11 protein-coding genes are annotated in these 16,278 nt (G+C 59.4%); 3 read left to right on the top strand and 8 right to left on the bottom strand.

Annotation, left to right across the window (positions count from 1 at the left end):
* Positions 1 to 792: 792 nt before the first annotated feature.
* From EB809_RS19605 to hrpB, 4 genes are all read right to left on the bottom strand, one after another.
* Entirely contained in the window at positions 793 to 1,329 is a 537-nt protein-coding gene (locus tag EB809_RS19605) for a hypothetical protein (protein ID WP_123636546.1), read from the bottom strand.
* Between the two features lie 151 nt (positions 1,330 to 1,480).
* Positions 1,481 to 1,981: a TIR domain-containing protein gene (locus EB809_RS19600; protein ID WP_123636545.1), complete on the bottom strand. Its 501-nt coding sequence runs from the start codon at positions 1,979 to 1,981 to the stop codon at positions 1,481 to 1,483.
* A 10-nt stretch (positions 1,982 to 1,991) separates the two neighbouring features.
* Positions 1,992 to 3,437 (bottom strand): SIR2 family protein, encoded by a 1,446-nt coding sequence (locus EB809_RS19595; RefSeq protein WP_123636544.1) that lies wholly within the window; start codon positions 3,435 to 3,437, stop codon positions 1,992 to 1,994.
* A gap of 327 nt (positions 3,438 to 3,764) precedes the next feature.
* On the bottom strand, positions 3,765 to 6,248 hold the full coding sequence (gene hrpB, locus EB809_RS19590; RefSeq protein WP_123636543.1) for an ATP-dependent helicase HrpB: 2,484 nt from the start codon (positions 6,246 to 6,248) through the stop codon (positions 3,765 to 3,767).
* A 131-nt stretch (positions 6,249 to 6,379) separates the two neighbouring features.
* Between hrpB and EB809_RS19585 the strand changes: the two genes are divergently transcribed.
* The 3 genes from EB809_RS19585 to EB809_RS19575 all read left to right on the top strand — a co-directional run bounded on the left by EB809_RS19585 (position 6,380) and on the right by EB809_RS19575 (position 9,873).
* Positions 6,380 to 8,599, top strand: a complete 2,220-nt coding sequence (locus EB809_RS19585; protein WP_123636542.1) for a hypothetical protein — start codon at positions 6,380 to 6,382, stop codon at positions 8,597 to 8,599.
* Position 8,600: 1 nt separating this feature from the next.
* Positions 8,601 to 9,149, top strand: coding sequence for a hypothetical protein (locus EB809_RS19580; protein WP_123636541.1), 549 nt, complete (start codon positions 8,601 to 8,603; stop codon positions 9,147 to 9,149).
* A 130-nt stretch (positions 9,150 to 9,279) separates the two neighbouring features.
* Positions 9,280 to 9,873, top strand: coding sequence for a YqgE/AlgH family protein (locus tag EB809_RS19575; RefSeq protein WP_123636540.1), 594 nt, complete (start codon positions 9,280 to 9,282; stop codon positions 9,871 to 9,873).
* An 81-nt stretch (positions 9,874 to 9,954) separates the two neighbouring features.
* Here the strand turns inward: EB809_RS19575 and EB809_RS19570 are convergent, their stop codons facing one another.
* The 4 genes from EB809_RS19570 to EB809_RS19555 all read right to left on the bottom strand — a co-directional run bounded on the left by EB809_RS19570 (position 9,955) and on the right by EB809_RS19555 (position 16,276).
* A complete protein-coding gene (locus tag EB809_RS19570) occupies positions 9,955 to 10,635 on the bottom strand; it encodes a cupin domain-containing protein (protein ID WP_123636549.1) in 681 nt (226 codons plus the stop codon).
* A 160-nt stretch (positions 10,636 to 10,795) separates the two neighbouring features.
* On the bottom strand, positions 10,796 to 11,572 hold the full coding sequence (locus EB809_RS19565) for a MipA/OmpV family protein (protein ID WP_123636539.1): 777 nt from the start codon (positions 11,570 to 11,572) through the stop codon (positions 10,796 to 10,798).
* An 82-nt stretch (positions 11,573 to 11,654) separates the two neighbouring features.
* Entirely contained in the window at positions 11,655 to 13,100 is a 1,446-nt protein-coding gene (locus EB809_RS19560; RefSeq protein ID WP_123636538.1) for an efflux transporter outer membrane subunit, read from the bottom strand.
* Positions 13,097 to 16,276 carry an efflux RND transporter permease subunit gene (locus tag EB809_RS19555; RefSeq protein WP_123636537.1) on the bottom strand — a complete coding sequence of 1,060 codons (3,180 nt, stop codon included), beginning with the start codon at positions 16,274 to 16,276 and terminating at the stop codon, positions 13,097 to 13,099. The genes EB809_RS19560 and EB809_RS19555 overlap by 4 nt, the downstream gene beginning before the upstream one ends.
* Positions 16,277 to 16,278 lie beyond the last annotated feature (2 nt).

The following is a 16,278-nucleotide window of genomic DNA, read 5'->3' as shown; positions in this document are numbered from 1 at the left end:
GGGGGCAGTGTGTCCGGATAACAGAAATTGACCAATTATTAGGCAATCACGCCCGCAGCTGAGCGGTCATGGCGCTAATCTACCCAGCCTGCGAGACTTGCTGGGTCGCTATGAGAAATCCGGGCTAGGGAAGATTTCCAGTTGCCGAGCAGTCGCGGCTCAGCCTTCGAAACATTAGTTAGGAGCAGTAGCAATATTGCAGATACGACTCTAGAGATCATTACTATTCCAATTTAACGCCAGTGGTAATGGGCGCCAACGGAGCGCAGCGTAGTTGGCGTCCCGTTGACCACATTGTTATGTGTTTTTAACCCATCCAATGCTGAGCACATAACGACTCCCCTGCTTGACTGGCGTCACTGAGTGCTCAGAAATATCAGACCGGAAGAGTTTGATCCTTGAGCTCTCAAAAATCGGGTTGCTGCACCGAAAGAGGCCACCAGACTTTGGCTGCTTGAGCACCAGGTTAAACCGGTAATGCTCTCCGCTATTAACTTGATCGACATGGGGCGGTATACCCTGACCCTCTCGGAATCGGAGCAGGTACACGTCAAAAGGATTTGGCCAAAAACCGGCCCCGACGAGCATCTTATCGTATCCCGTGTTTTGCCGGCCTTTCTCCCAGCGGAAAAGACGGGAAAGAAATATCTTGATACTCAACTCCATGATTCCTAATTACACATAACGTCTGGGCTCAGCGACCGATTTGGAGGCGCACCGCGCCGGAAAAGCGGTCCGCTGCAGCCCCTTGTTGGGCGCTGGTTTCAAATTCCTAGTGACGCTACCCATAGATCAGAGGCCTGGAATATTCAAAATTGCAAAGATGAGAAATGCCACAATCCCAACTATGAAAAAACCGAAGCCGCAGCCCATGAGTGCCCCAACGATGAACGGTCCACTCAATCTTGGCGGAAACATTTCGAGGCGATCAACGATTTTGAAAAGCGATCCTAAGGGGAATGCAATAATACTGGCTGCCAAAAAAAACCATGCACCGACAAGCCAATAAATTGCCTTCGGTTCCGCCGGTATGAGGCTGGAGCTGAATGTGGCAGTTAAACCCAAAAAGACTGTTGACGTTGTTAGAACTACATTTGCCAGATTCTTGAAGTCACTATCTATCTCTCGCATCGTGTCTTCGAGATCGTTAGTTTGCGCCTCTATATCGCGCATTTCCTGAACATCTTCCTTTGCGAGAGCCTCCAATTCTTCCAGTTTCTTCGGGTCGTGCTCAATGAACTGGGCTTCCCGAACCTCATGCTGCCTCTTTTCTAGTCGCTCTCTTAACGCGGCAGTCCTTTGCCTCACTTCCTTCAATTTTGATTCCAAAGCTGCACCTTATCCCTCTGGGATTTCCGACATGTCGGCAAGCCGCCCAACGCCACCAACACGCGCAGCCTTGGAGTGTAGGCGAAGCCGCAACGGAAAGGCTGTCGCTGTGCTTGGCCTGGTTATGCGGCAACTTTCATGCACCAAAGCATCAATTTTCTTTTCTGATGCGTATCGCCTCTTCTACCGCATTCGCGATATGTGTTTTTATCCAGTCATATTTTTCTTGGCTTGTTGATCCTGGCGGATTATAACATTTCACGATGGATGACAATTTCTTTCCCGTATTTCCATAACCAATTGAGTCAAAGGGGTTGTCACCTTTGGTTGAAATATTTCCATTGCTGTCTTTTAGTCCATGGATATAAATTCCGACAACTCCCTTGCCATCATCCCATCCTTTAATTATTTCATGATTAATCCATTTTCGCCCGGCGGTATTGCTCCCGACAAGTACAACAACGCATGATTTCCCGGACATTTCGTCTGCAATCCATTTTTTAATTGCAGAATCCCCGCCTTTTTTAACTTCTTCCCAATTGTTGTCGGTTGTCGGCTTATTTCCGTCTATTGCTCCAATACTACGCACTGTCCCAGCGCGCCAATTATCTGGCAAATAATGAAAGCTATAAAAACAATTTCGCTTGGTCATACTGACCTCCTCATTTCAAAGACTTTAGTAAATCAATAACTGAATTTTTAATCGTTGAAAGATCTGCATTAACATCACCCAGCTGATCTATATATTTTCGAGCTTTAGCCGGGAACTCAAAGCTATCAAAATAACCTTCTTTTATTAGTGTGGAATAAATCTCACGCGTCGCATACTCCGTAGCCCCAACGGGAAGCAGAAGAAGGTCATTGGCTTTTGCTATTTCATACTCTTTAATTAGCCCGTCAGAAAGCACGACCTCATCATTCTTCAATTTATTCCCAAAAAGGAATATGGCTATTCCGGAGTATGAAATCATATCAGTACGATACTCATGCCATACTTCAGAGATTGATCGAGACCCGATTTCGGATTGGGGAAAAGGCCTAAGAATCAACTGATCAGAGTCGAGCCGCTTTCCGCTCATATACACATGCTCTAGAACACCTGTAATAACCGAGCTTCCCACACCTAGCCCAAAGCCGGAGACAATTCTAAAATCGAGAGCTGCGATGTCTTTGGCCAGGGAGTAAATAAAATTTTCCGCCTCTGAAGGGGCCCATCGACCATACTCGTGTGCCGCACCAGATAAAAAAATCGTCTTACGTCTATATGCCCACTCAAGCTTTCGAAGAATTTCAGTAATTTCTGAATAGTCTGAGACCAATATCGTTTTTATACCGAACCGAAGCAAATCTTGTATGAATAGCTCCTGCTTTCGCTCTCTGTATTCTGTATCTGCCTGCTCTTCATCAGCTTCTGCTACAACTACCCTCTGTATACAATAATGTTGTCTTTGGTCAGTCGAGTAAGCAACCCTTACCCGGCTAAGAATGTAATCTAGATTTGGGTCTGTAAAACTAAACCCGAGAAATAGAAACGTTTTAGAGACCAGATCACCGCTTAAAGCATTAATGAATGGCTGCATTCTGACGTGATAGTTCTCGTAATCATCTTTTGTAAGCACAGCCTCATCCGGATGATCAATATCCCCATGCATTTTATAAACAACGGCATCACGGCCTCGCTTAGTAAAACTCAGCTGCTTAATCCGATGCTTTGTGTCCGGTATCTTTCCCGCTTCGGTTAAGGCCTTTTCAATAAGCTTGTCATAATTAGTGGTCCAATACGTTGAGACTGGAAGCTTTGCAAGAATCTTGTGATTCGCTGTGATTTCCGCCTCGTCCGATAACTCATTGATCAAAAGTTGATTGAGCTTTCCCCTATTTGCCAAATTTGAGTTGCAATGATACTGGGCTAAAGCAACCAAGTCCGTTTCTCGTTCAACCTCTAACTCCAGCTCTTCTGCTATGGGCCGAAGCAGTTCAGACCAACTTACAAATCCTGCGGGAGCAGATAGCCCCGCGCCAGCAAAAATTGCAAGGTTATCTTCCGATAAGTCTTTAAGTAGTTCAGAAACCAATCGGTTTCGCTGCTGTTCAGATGTAGGCTTCAAAAATTAACTCCGATATTCGTATTGCCGCATAACAGCTAATTCAACTGACTTTGTCGTATATCACCCACGCGGATAACTCCGCAGCGCGAAACACTCCAATCTCAGAAAAGCGTAGCCCTTTCAGTCACGTAAGGCCAGAAGCCGGTTTCACGCTTTGGGCTTTTCCGACAAAACGAGGATAACTCCGTGTTGTATAACACTCAGCCGTAAATGCACATGCCGCCATAAAACAAACAATATCAATCTATTACAGTTGTTAGCTTTGACAGGCTTCGGACTTTTCGTGCAGTTTGTCGCTGAACTCCGCTCCTTTTCGCGTGTTCAACTTCACTTCCCCGACTTCTTCGTTCCCATCTTCGCCTCGGCCGTCAACGGATCTTCCGGCCACGGGTGCTTCGGATAGCGCCCACGCTGTTCCTTCCTCACCTGTGGATAAACTTCCAGCCAGAAGTTGGCGAGGTCGGCGGTGACGGCCAGGGGGCGTTGGGCTGGGGATAGGAGGTGGATGACGACGGGCAGGCGGCCGTTGGCGAGTTGGGGGGTGTCGGTCCAGCCGAACAGGGCCTGGAGCTTGGCGGCCAGGACGGGGCCGTTCTCGGCGGTGTAGTCGAGGCGGATCTGTTGGCCGGTGGGGATTTCGAGGGTTGTGGGTAAGTCCCGCTTGAGGGTCTGCTGCTGGGTGTAGTCCAACTGGCTTTGCAGGGCGTCGATGAGGTTGATCTGTTGCAGGCCTTTCCAGTTGCGCACGCCGGCCAGGAACGGGGCGAGCCACTGGTCGAGGGTGTTGAGCAGGGCCATGTCGGCTGTGTCCGGCCAAGCGTCCGGCTCCAGGGCCTTCATGTGCTGCACGCGGGCGCGCCACTGCCGGGCGGCGTCGGTCCAGGGCAGGCTGTCCAGGCCCATTTCGCGGACGGCGGTGAGCAGGCCGAGCTGGATCTGCTCGGGGCTCGGGTCCGGCAGGGGTTTCTGTTCCAGCACCAGCGCGCCCAGGCGTTTGACCCGGCGGGCGATGACGGTGCCTCTGGCGTCGTCCCAGCGGGCCTCGTCGGCAGTCTCGATGTGGGTGGCCAGACCGGTTTCCAGGGTGGCGCGGTCGGTGGCGGCGGCGAGGAAGATGCGGGCTTCCCGGGCCTGGCCGTCCAGGTCGGCGGCGACCAGCCAGTCTTCCCGACCGAGGGCGTCTTCGTCGTTCAGGCGGGCGCCGCGGCCGTTGCTGAGCTGGTAGCGGTTGGCATCGCCGGTGCGCCGTAGGGCAATACGATCCGGGTAAGCGAGGGCTAACAGACGGCCTGCGGGCATCGAGTTATCCACATCCCGGGCGCCCTTCTCCGGCAGCAGCCGATCCGCCGCGCGTTTGAGGGCGTCCAGCCGGGCCCGGTCCAGGTTGAGGGCGCGGTACTCGCCGGTCAGTACCTGCAGGCGGTGGGTGAGATCGGCACCGGCCCCGGGCCCCAGCAGGTCCCGGTCACCCAGTAATGCGGCCAGTCGGGCCGCAGTCTGTGGATAACCCAGTTCGCGTCCCTTGAGGACCATGTGTGCCAGCCGCGGATGAATGCCCAGCTCCCGGGCGCGGCGGCCGTGGTCAGTGATGGCGCCGTCGCTGTCCAGCAAATCGAGCCATTGCAGAAGGTCCACCGCCTGCGCCCAGTGAGCGGCCGGCGGCGGGTCGAGCCATTCCAGATCGCCCGGGTCCCGCGCGCCCCACTGGGCCAGTTCCAGAGCCAGGGGCGCCAGGTCGGCTTCGAGGATTTCCGGTGGGGTGAAGGCGGGCAGCCCCTGTTGTTCGGACTCGCTCCACAGGCGGTAGCACACGCCCGATTCGACGCGTCCGGCGCGGCCCTTGCGCTGTTCGGCGGCCGCCTGGGAGACGCGGCCGGTGATCAGGCGGGTCATGCCGCTGTTGGGGTCGAACACCGCGCGGCGGGCCTGGCCCGCGTCGATCACCACCCGCACGCCCTCGATCGTCAGGCTGGTTTCGGCGATGGCGGTAGCCAGCACGATCTTGCGCTCGCCTTCAGGAGCGGGCTGGATGGCGCGGTCCTGCTCCTCGCCCTTCAAATTGCCATAAAGTGGGGTCAGGTGGGTGCCCGGTGGCAAATGGGGACGCATCAGCCGCTCCACCTGGCGGATTTCACCGGCACCGGGGAGAAAAGTGAGGATCGAGCCCATTTCCGTATCCAGCGCTTCCCGGATGATCGCGGCCACATGATCCACAATACGGGGCGGCCGCCCCGAAGCCGGCGGGAGCGGCCGGTAATGGACGTCCACGGGATACGCCCGGCCCTCGCTGGTGAGCACCGGCGCGTCGTCCAGCAATTGGGCGAGCGGCGCGGTATCCAGCGTGGCGGACATGACCACCACCCGCAGGTCGTCCCGCAGCGCCTGCTGGGATTCGCGCACCAACGCCAGCCCGAGATCCGCCTGCAGGGAACGTTCGTGGAATTCGTCGAACAGGATGGCGGCGTAGTCCTCCAGCGCCGGGTCCTGCTGGATCAGGCGGGTTAGGATGCCTTCGGTGACCACTTCGATGCGGGTGCGGGCGGAAACCTTGGTGTCCAGCCGGGTGCGGTAGCCGACCGTTTCGCCGGGCTTCTCGCCCAGTTGGCCGGTCATGAAGCGCGCGGCGGCGCGCGCCGCGATGCGGCGGGGTTCGAGCATCAGGATGCGGCGGTCGTCGCGCCAGTCGCAGTCCAGCAGGGCCAGCGGCACGCGGGTGGTCTTACCCGCACCCGGCGGTGCCTGGAGCAGGACGGTGGTGTGCGCCTCGAGGGTGGCGCGTAAATCGGGGAGTAGGGTATCGATCGGCAGCATGGGGACGATCATGCCGGTTGGACAGCAAAACGCAAGATGATTGAGATTGTCGCCATCCGCCGGATCGGCTAGTGTAACGCTGTCATGTTGGCAGGACGCCAGCATCCCGAAAATCTCAAGAATTGGAGTTCATGAGTTACCGTCTTGCGAGCGTGGAGGAGTTACCACGTTCTTCCGACGCCTTGGTGACCCTCGTCCATCCGCAAAGCGCGGTGGATATCGTCAAGCGAATCCTCAACCCGCATGCCGTCACCGACACGCCCATCGAGAATCTGGATCCCCGCCAAAAGCCGTCGCGCTTGATAGAGCAACTGGCGCAAGGCGAACAGATCCTGTTTGACGCCAGCGGTGCCAGCCCCGGGATCTTCCTGAACCGACGTCCGGAATCTGGATCGACGGTGGCCAATCTACCGCCCAGACTAGTCCAGGCCCTGGATGCTCATTGGGAAGGTCGGGCAAGCAGCGGCATCGGCGGCGCCCCTTTACAGGGTGACAGTCTTGCCCCGGCCGCCGAGCCGGCCTATCAGGCTCCACCTCCCCAAAACTCCCCGATCGAATCCGGACAGCGGACGCTGGATCTGCTCTACCGCTGGCCGGATGGCAGCAGTGTCGCCGGTGCTCCTTTTGCCATCACGGGCCTGAATGACTTTCGCTCGGGCACATTGGACGATCAGGGCCAAGCACAGGTGACGGGGCTGCTGGATCCTGTGGTGGATGTCCGTTTCGGCGACCCGGCGCCAGCGGGGTCCATCGCCCTGCTGCGTCAGCAACTCCAGGCCCAACTGGATGCCATGGTCTCCCGAGAGCGCAGGGAAGCGGCACGCCTCGATGCCAGCACGGCGGACCTGCCTTTGACCTTCAATGCTGGCGTGCATGTGGTGTTCGGCCTGAAGGGGCTCTGGGAGAGTGCCGTCGGATTCGTGCACACGGCCGCAGCCGTTGGCAACCTCACCCCGATGCAGCAGTTCCGGCATGCCCTCGAGGCCGCCTGGGACGCAACGCTGAATGGCTCCGACCAGGCTTGGGTCCACGACTTCAAACAACGCTTCGATGAGGCCAATAAAGCCGCCCTGGTCGAGGCGCTCGGTTTCGACCCTGCCGATATTCGCTGGGAAGACCTGACGGAAGCTTATGAGATCACTGCCCTGCTGCTGGACGATCCGGAGTCCCGTGACATGCTGGGGCGTTTTGCCGTCGAATTCGCACAGGTGCAGGACAGCACCGAGATCAGTTTCTCAGCCGGTGGGCTGGGCTTCGATGTTGTACTGGGCATCCTCCTCGCAGCCGCTACGGGAGGGGCCGGTGCAGTCGCGTCGGCGCCCCGTTACCTGAAAAAACTGGCCCCTTTAGCCGCGCCCTTACGCAACCTGGCCAAACGACTGAAGATCGCGCGGCAAACCCGTTACCATTATTCCGTAGCCACTGATGGCCGTTGCGAGAGCGTTTGCCGCCCGCGTCCCGAAGGCCCCGAGTTAAAGGAACGCTCCCTGGCCAGCCGGCGACTCATCGTGAACAGCCTGGAAGATGCCGTCACCGCTTTGAAAGCCGCCCGTCAGCGTCTGTTGGCACAGGGAGGTTTCACGCCAAAATACACTCAGGAGGAACTGCTTCAGCTCGCCCAAGAGGGTCTGGATAACGACCGCTTTATCGTCCGTCTGGTAGAAACCCATCATGTGGACGGCTACAAAAAGCCCGAAGGCGCCATGGCCGGCACTCTGGGTCGCCCCGGTGCGGATGGTACAGTCCGCTACTGGTCCACCACCCTGGACCAGATCGAACCGTCCGACACCTGCCCTAAGCTGATTGCCGAGCAGTTGGGGATCGAGTACAAACCTGACGCAAACTACAAGTTGGCGATCATCGACCGGGAGGCCGCCATCAAGCAGGCGGATGCCAGGACGATAATCCCGACATTCGATAACCTGAAGGCGTTTGCACGCGAAAAACTGGATGGCTATACGGAACTGGATGGTTTACTGGATGAGGTGATGACGCCGGAGTATCAGGCCAAGTACGAAACGCTTGTTAAGGATATGGGAGACGATGAGTGGTCAAGCCCGCGTGTTCGACGGCGTCATCTAAAAAATCGGGGGCTCAACTCTGACGAAATAAATGCTTTTGAAACTCGCCTCCGAATCCAACGCGATACCGGAGCTAATGAGCACTTTTTGGGCAACGGTCTAACCAAACATACGGCCTTCTCGAGTGACAACCGAGTTTACGGTGCCCTTGAAACGCTCACTTATGAAAAAAACCCAAAAACCTTTGACTATATGACCAACGGCGGTAAAGGCGGAAACGACGCTTACGTTGAGCTTGTCGATTTAGTCCCTATCGATTTTGGAGCGTGACATGCAGTATTCGAGATTACCCCCCTGGCCTTTTATTGACCCAGATTCGCCTCCTCGTGGCTACCAAAAAGTTGGTCAAAGTAAAGATGAAGCTCATAGCACGCCAAACTACCCTCAGATTTGGCATTTCTTTATCTATGATCGACATCTAATTATCTCGATTAAAGAATGGCTGGCTCCAGACGACTCATCGCCAGGGGAGTTCGTTTACCAGCAGTACGAATACCCAATAGCCGGCGTAAGATGGTTTATCGATTCCATAGACCGCTTCTTTCTGCACCCTGACGATCCAAACGCCATCCCGAGAGGCAAGTTCAATATCCGCGAGGAAATCGACGGCGAAGTTCTCGGTGTCACTCGTGGTGCAGCTTATGGCGGTCGCTATACACCGGGCTATTCCTTCGACAACTTAAACAGGATTGAGCATTCAACCCAATCGGAAGGCCCTTTTTGTCAAATGTTCGAAATGGGCGATCCCTGGTTGTTCGACGACGGCCTGTTCGATCTGTTCAAGGAGATTGCCGAACGGCACGAGCGCGGCGAGTTCTGAAGCCCTGGCGTCAGGCCTTGCAAAATCTGCCGACAACCCCGGCTGAGCCCAGCGCCTCAATCACGATAAAGAAAGGGAAGTATGGCCTGAGTTTCAGGGCCATCGATCAACAACTCAAGGAGAAGGGTGAATGTCTTCATTTCTGGAAGACGGGCTATTGATTGCCAATCCGGCGCTATCCGAGATGCCGAAATTTGAGTCCATTGCAGGCAGGGCCATCTACATCGTCCAGCACTCGAGCGACGGTGCTGTCGGCGTCTCGATGAACAAGAACTACAGCAAAGGCCTGGACGAAATCGCCGGGATTTCTCCCCTTCTTTCGCATCTCTCCTCTAAGGAATTGGTGACAACCAAAGTTCTTGCCGGTGGCCCGGTTGCCGATGATCGACCCTGGATAATGGGTCGCAATCCGGAAAACTACAAAAGCACCATCCGCAATGCATCCCTGGCGCTGAATTTTGACGAGCAGGCCTTTATCGATAACGCCGCCCATCACGTTCCTGTTTGCGGCATCGGCACCTTCGGCTGGGGTCCGGGGCAACTGGAAAATGAGCTGGCCAGCTCCTTGTGGCATTTCTACCCAGCAACGCGCGATGCCCTGGAGCGTATTCCTTTCGGGCCCGATTTTTCGGGTGCTGTTGACCTCTTGATCGTGATGAAGAACACGGAGCTTAAACGGAAAGGGCGCGTTTCATCGCTTCTCGACCGCCTGACGACCTGGTAGCACCTTTCAATGGTGCGTCACTCGTAAGCGTCGCGCCCAATGGTCCAGGATCGCCATAGCTTCCCCCTGAGCACCAGGAAATCATTCATCGAAGGCGCAGACCCGCTCGTGCATCAGCGGCGCGACCTTGTACCAGACGCGGGCGCCTTCCGGGCCCACCCGGGCTTTCAGCGACTCGCCGGCGGGCAGGCGCAGCCAGGTGTAGCGGTCCAGGTCGTCGGTGCCGTCGCTGAACCTGCCGTCGAGGACCAGCAGTTCCAGGCCCGGAAAGCCCTCCAGGGCCACCTCGGCTCCCGGCTGCCATTCCTCAAGGAGCACGCGTTCATCGGCGCCCTCGAACAGCAGCCTTGCCGCCACGATACCCGGGCGCAGTGGCGCCCGCTCGCCCTCGCGGGGGCGGCGGACCACGGGCTCAAGATCGTCCGCGCGGAACTGCCAGAGTTTGACGAAGATGATGCAGCCGCCGTCGCTGCGCGGGGTGTGCCGGCTGCCCGGCGGATTGCGCACGTACGAGCCGGCCGGGTAATCGCCGTTCTCGTCCTGAAAGGTGCCTTCCAACACCAGGAACTCCTCGCCGCCGGGATGGTTATGGGCGGAGAAATGGCTGCCCGGCGCGTAGCGCACGATAGACGTGGCGCGGGCTTTCTCGTCGCCAATGCGAAACAGCATACGCCGCTCGACGCCGCCCAGGGGGCTTGGCACCCAGTCCAGGGCGCTGGCATGGACCCGCGCGGGGGACGATAGATCCTCGTTCAGCAACATGACATACGACTCCGATGAGGGACTTTCTACCACAGCATACGCGGGATCGGGGGCATTGGTCCGGCGAACGGTTCAGAGGCGGCAGTGATGATGGATAAAAAAGCCCACCGTCCGGGAGGGTTGGGTTCAGGGGGGAGGACGGTGGGCGTGAAACGGTGTGTCAGAAGCTGTAGGTGACGATCAGGCTGCCGAACCATTGATTGGCATCGCCCACGTCCGAGACAATCGGGCTGTCCGCCGCATCGCCGAAGAGCCGGCTGTAGCGGGCAATGGAGGAGACGTTCCACTCCGGCGTCACGTGATAGGTCAGGCGACCGTTGAGGCTGGCGCGCAGGAAGGCGCCGTCGGGATCGTAAGCCGCCAGTCCTGAGCGGGTGGCTTCCGCGTCCGAGACGCCGAACAGGACATCGTTCCATTTCTCGTTGGCCCAGGTGGCCCCCGGCCCGAAGCCGTAGCTCCATTGCGGTGACAGGCGGCCGCGGTAGCGCAGGTAGGAGCGCAGGCGAATCCCTTCCAGATCACCGGCCACCGGCGTCGCCAGCTCGGTGTTGAACTGCCAGGGTCCGGGTGTCCAGCTCAGCAGCACGCCGGCCATGGCGCCGTCATCGACTTTGTCGAGTTCGGAGATGTCGCCAACGTCGTCACGGCCACGCTCGTAGGAAATCACCGGCGAGATCGTCAGTTGTTCGGTCCGCACCACGTTCCAGCCGATGCCGGTAATCGGGTTGATGAACAGCCGTCCCAGACGGGCTTCCACCACCGGGATCGGAATGGCCTTGTAAGTGTCGGCACCGCGGTATTCCGGCGCGACGCCGACACCGGCGCCGAGGTTGAACCGCCACTCGTCCGGGTCTGGTTTGGACGTCGATTCTTCCGCCATGACGCCGGCACTGAGTAGACTCAGGACCAGGATCGTGAATGGCTTACCGATGGTCATAGACACTCCTTGTGGTTCCCATGCCAGATGGGCTTTGCGGGTGAATCCGTACCCTACGCGGTCCATGTTGCGACGGACCGGTTCAACCTTGTGCCGGGGTTTCATCCTGCGTCGGCTTCTGCCCGATTACCGTGGCTTGATCCGGCGATTCGCCACCGCCCAACGCGCGGTACAGGGTGATGCGGTTGGTCAGCTTCTGCAGCTTGACGGATACCAGGGCCTGACGCGCGCTCAGCAGCTCCCGGCGGGCGTCGAGCACGGCGAGATAATCATCCGCACCGGCCTCGTAGCGATCTTCCGCCAGGTTGAGAGAACGTTCGGTGGCCTTGACCAGCGCCGCCTGGGCGGTTTCCTGCTCAGCCAGGAAGTTGCGGGCCGCGAGGGCGTCTGCCACTTCCTGGAAGGCGTTCTGGATGGTCAGCTCATACTGGGCGACCTGCTGATCCCGCTGGATTTCCGCCAGGTCCAGGTTGGCCTGGTTCTTACCGGCGGTGAAGATCGGCAGGTTGATGCTGGGCGCGAACGACCAGGCGCCGGAGCCACCATCGAACAGGCCGGACAGTTCACTGCTGGCGGTACCCGCCGACCCGGTCAGGGTGATGCTCGGGTAGAACGCCGCCCGGGCCGCGCCGATGTTGGCGCTGGCCGACTTCAGGTTGTGCTCGGCCTGCTGGATGTCCGGGCGCTGCAGCAGCACATCGGAGGACAGCCCTGCCGGCACGTCGGTCAGCAGGGAGACGGCCGGATCGATCACGCTGGTGTTGGGGATCACCGGCACCGGCGCGCCCACCAGCACGGCCAGCGCGTTGCGATCTTCCGAGACCAGGCGGCGGTACTGGGCGCGGTTGGTGCGCGCGGTTTCCAGGGCGATTTCCGCCTGGCGCACGTCCAGTTCGGACCCCAGGCCCGCGTTGTAGCGGTTGCGCACCAGGTTGACGGATTCCTGCTGGGCGTCGACGGTCTCCTGGCTGATGCGCAGGTTCTGCTTGTCCGCCAGCAGGGTCAGGTAGGCGTTGGCCACTTCGGAGACCAGAGTGATTTTGGCGCTGCGCTGAGCTTCCTCGGTGGCGAGGTAGGTCTGCAGGGCGGACTCCTTGAGGCTGCGCACGCGGCCGAACAGGTCCAGTTCATAGGAGGCCACGCCCAGGTCGACGCCGTACTGGCTGGTGATGGTGCTGGAGCCGGTACTGCTCAGGTCGGCCGGCACCCGCGAACGGGAGCCGTCGGCGTTGACGCCGATCTCCGGGAACAGATCCGCGCCCTGGATGCCGTACTGGGCCCGCGCGGCTTTGACGTCGAGCATGGCCAGGCGCAGGTCACGGTTGTTGGCCAGGGCGTTGCTGATCAGCGCGCGCAGCTGGTTGTCCTGGAACAGGGTCTCCCAGCCGGGCAGGACAACGCTGTCCTGCGCCTGGCTGCTGGCGCCCACGTCCTTAGGGACCGGGTTGTCCGGCCGCTGGTAGTCGGGCATCAGGGTGCATCCGCCCAGACCCAGGGCAATGATCAATGCTGGGGTCAGTCGTTTCATGAACGGCCCTCCGGTTGTTCGAGTGCCGGGGTGTCCCCACGGTCATCGGATGTGGACTCGGTGTCACCGCTGGCTTTCAAGGGCACACCGGAGAGGCGGCGCACCAGCACGTAGAACAGCGGGATGAAGAAAATGGCCAGCGCCGTGGCCGCGACGACACCACCGAACACGGCCGTACCGATCGCATTCCGCGCGCCGGAACCGGCGCCGGTGCTGAGCATCAGCGGCGTGACGCCCAGGCCGAAGGCCAGCGAAGTCATCAGGATCGGCCGCAGTCGCATGCGGGTCGCTTCCAGCGTGGCCTTGAGCAGGCCGCGGCCCTGCTTCTCCAGCTCCAAGGCGAATTCGGCGATCAGGATCGCGTTCTTCGACGACAGGCCGATGGTGGTGAGCAGGCCCACCTGGAAGAACACGTCGTTATCCAGCCCGCGCATCGTCGCCGCCAATACCGCACCGATGACCCCCAGCGGCACCACCAGCATGACGGAGAACGGAATCGACCAGCTCTCGTACAGCGCGGCCAGGCACAGGAAGACGAAAATCAGCGATAGCGCATACAGCGCCGGGGCCTGACTGCCGGACTGCTGCTCCTGGTAGGACAGGCCGGTCCACTGGGCACCGAAGCCGCCGGGCAGGCCGTCGACCAGTTTTTCCATGGCCTTCATGGCGTCGCCGGTGCTGTAGCCGGGCGCTGCGTTGCCCTGGATGTTCATCGACGACACGCCGTTATAGCGTTGCAGCTGCTGCGGGCCGTAGGTCCACTCGCCGGTAGCGAAGCTGGAGAACGGCACCATCTCGCCATCGCCGTTGCGCACGTACCAGTTGTCGATGTCGTGGGGCAGCATGCGGTAGGGCGCATCCGCCTGGACATAGACCTTCTTGATCCGACCGCGGTCGGTGAAGTCGTTGACGTAGCTGGAGCCCCACGCCACCTGCAGGGTGGTGTTGATGTCGCTCAGCGACACGCCCATCGCCTTGGCCTTCTGGCGGTCCACGTCGAGACGGTACTGGGGCGCGTCCGGCAGGCCGCTGTAACGCACCTGCATCAGCGCCGGGTTCTGGTTGGCTTCGGCCAGCAGCTTGTGGGCCGCCTGCACCAGGGCATCATGGCCCTGGCCACCGCGGTCCTGCAGCTGCATGTTGAAGCCGCTGGCCACACCCAGCGCCGGAATGGACGGCGGGTTAAGGGCATAGATCACCGCTTCCCGAATCTGCGAGAAGGCCCCCATGGCCCGGCCGACAACGGCCTGCACGCCGTCCTTGCTCAGGTCGCGGTCTTCCCAGTCTTTCAGCCGCACGAAGGCGAGGCCGGAATTCTGGCCCTGGCCGGCAAAGCTGAAGCCGGCCACGGTGAACATGGACTGCACCACGTCTTTCTCATCCACCAGGAAGTGGTGTTCCATCTTCTTGAGCACGTCGATGGTCTGCTCCTGGGTAGACCCGACCGGCAGCTGCACCTGGGCCAGCAGGATGCCCTGGTCCTCATCCGGCAGGAACGCGGAGGGCAGGCGCATGAAGCTGAACGCCAGCACACCGACGATCACCACATACAGCAGCACATAGCGGCCCCGCCGGCCGACGATTTTCTCGACCCGGCCCTGGTAACGGCCGGAGGCTTTCTCGAACGACCGGTTGAACCAGCCGAAGAAGCCGCCCTTGGTGTGGTGGTCGCCTTTGTGGGGCTTGAGCAGGGTCGCGCACAGGGCCGGCGTCAGGATCAACGCCACCAGCACCGACAGGATCATCGCCGAGACGATGGTGATCGAGAACTGGCGGTAGATAGCGCCGGTAGACCCCGGGAAGAAGGCCATGGGCACGAACACCGCCGACAGCACCAGGGCAATCCCCACCAGGGCGCCGGTGATCTGGCCCATGGACTTGCGGGTGGCCTCGAGCGGCCCCAGCCCTTCCTCGGACATGATCCGCTCCACGTTCTCCACCACCACGATGGCGTCGTCCACCAACAGGCCGATCGCCAGCACCATGCCGAACATGGTCAGGGTGTTCACCGAGAAGCCGAATGCGAAGAGCACCGCAAACGTACCCAACAGCACCACCGGCACGGCAATGGTCGGAATCAGCGTGGCCCGGAAGTTCTGCAGGAACAGGAACATCACCAGGAAGACCAGGGCAATGCCTTCAAACAGGGTTTTGACCACCTCCTCGATGGAGATTTTCACGAACGGGGTGGTGTCATACGGATACTGGATTTCCAGGCCGTCGGGGAAGTACTGCTTCAGCTCGTCGAGACGGGCCCGTACGCGTTCGGCGGTATCCAGCGCGTTGGCGCCGGACGCCAGGTTGATCCCCAGACCGGCGGCCGCATGCCCGTTGAAGCGCCCCACGGTGTTGTAGCTCTCCGCACCCAGCTTCACGCGGGCGACGTCGTTCAGGCGCACCTTGGAACCGTCGGGCGTGACCTTGAGCAGGATCTTGCCGAATTCCTCCGGCGTGGACAGCAGCGTCTGCACGATGATTGAGGCGTTCATCTGCTGATTGTCCACCGACGGCGTACCGCCCAACTGGCCGCCGGCCACCTGGTTGTTCTGCACGGCGATGGCGTTGGTCACGTCCGCCGGTGTCAGGCCGTATTCGTTGAGCTTGTTGGGGTTGAGCCACACCCGCATGGCGTATTGGGCACCAAACAGACGGGTCTGACCCACGCCCTGGGTCCGGCTGATCGGGTCCTTGATGTTGGCGGCCACGTAGTCGGCGATGTCGGCCCGGTCCATGCTGCCGTCGCTGGAGGTAAAGGCCACCACCATCAGGAAGGTGTCGGAGGACTTGGTGACCTGCACGCCCTGTTGCTGCACCACCTGGGGCAGTCGCGGCGTGGCCAGTTGCAGCTTGTTCTGCACCTGCACCTGGGCGATGTCCGGATCGGTGCCGGCGGCAAACGTCAGGGAGATCGAGGCGTTGCCCTGGGAGTCACTGGTGGACGACATGTACAACAGGTTGTCGATGCCGTTCATCTGCTGCTCGATCACCTGGGTGACGGAGTCTTCCACCGCTTCCGACGAGGCGCCCGGATAGGACGCGCTGATGGTGACCTCGGGCGGCGCGACCGTCGGATACTGCTCGACGGCCAGGTTATAGATCGACAGGCCACCGGCCATCATCAGGACGATGGCGATGACCCAGGCGAAGATCGGTCGGTCAATAAAGAAACGTGCCATGC

Origin of the sequence: Marinobacter sp. R17, assembly GCF_003789045.1 — a bacterium.
GTDB classification, from domain to species: Bacteria; Pseudomonadota; Gammaproteobacteria; order Pseudomonadales; family Oleiphilaceae; genus Marinobacter_A; species Marinobacter_A mangrovi.
The sequence above is the reverse complement of the archived record's forward strand: the minus strand, read 5'-3'. Positions and strand labels throughout refer to the sequence as shown.

Bases quoted from the DNA above. Each gene is read 5' to 3' on its own strand.
- EB809_RS19575 (WP_123636540.1), top strand. From the start codon at position 9,280: ATGTCTTCATTTCTGGAAGACGGGCTATTGATTGCCAATCCGGCGCTA.
- EB809_RS19565 (WP_123636539.1), bottom strand. From the start codon at position 11,572: ATGACCATCGGTAAGCCATTCACGATCCTGGTCCTGAGTCTACTCAGT.
- EB809_RS19580 (WP_123636541.1), top strand. From the start codon at position 8,601: ATGCAGTATTCGAGATTACCCCCCTGGCCTTTTATTGACCCAGATTCG.
- EB809_RS19555 (WP_123636537.1), bottom strand. From the start codon at position 16,276: ATGGCACGTTTCTTTATTGACCGACCGATCTTCGCCTGGGTCATCGCC.
- EB809_RS19560 (WP_123636538.1), bottom strand. From the start codon at position 13,100: ATGAAACGACTGACCCCAGCATTGATCATTGCCCTGGGTCTGGGCGGA.
- hrpB (WP_123636543.1), bottom strand. From the start codon at position 6,248: ATGCTGCCGATCGATACCCTACTCCCCGATTTACGCGCCACCCTCGAG.
- EB809_RS19585 (WP_123636542.1), top strand. From the start codon at position 6,380: ATGAGTTACCGTCTTGCGAGCGTGGAGGAGTTACCACGTTCTTCCGAC.
- EB809_RS19600 (WP_123636545.1), bottom strand. From the start codon at position 1,981: ATGACCAAGCGAAATTGTTTTTATAGCTTTCATTATTTGCCAGATAAT.
- EB809_RS19570 (WP_123636549.1), bottom strand. From the start codon at position 10,635: ATGTTGCTGAACGAGGATCTATCGTCCCCCGCGCGGGTCCATGCCAGC.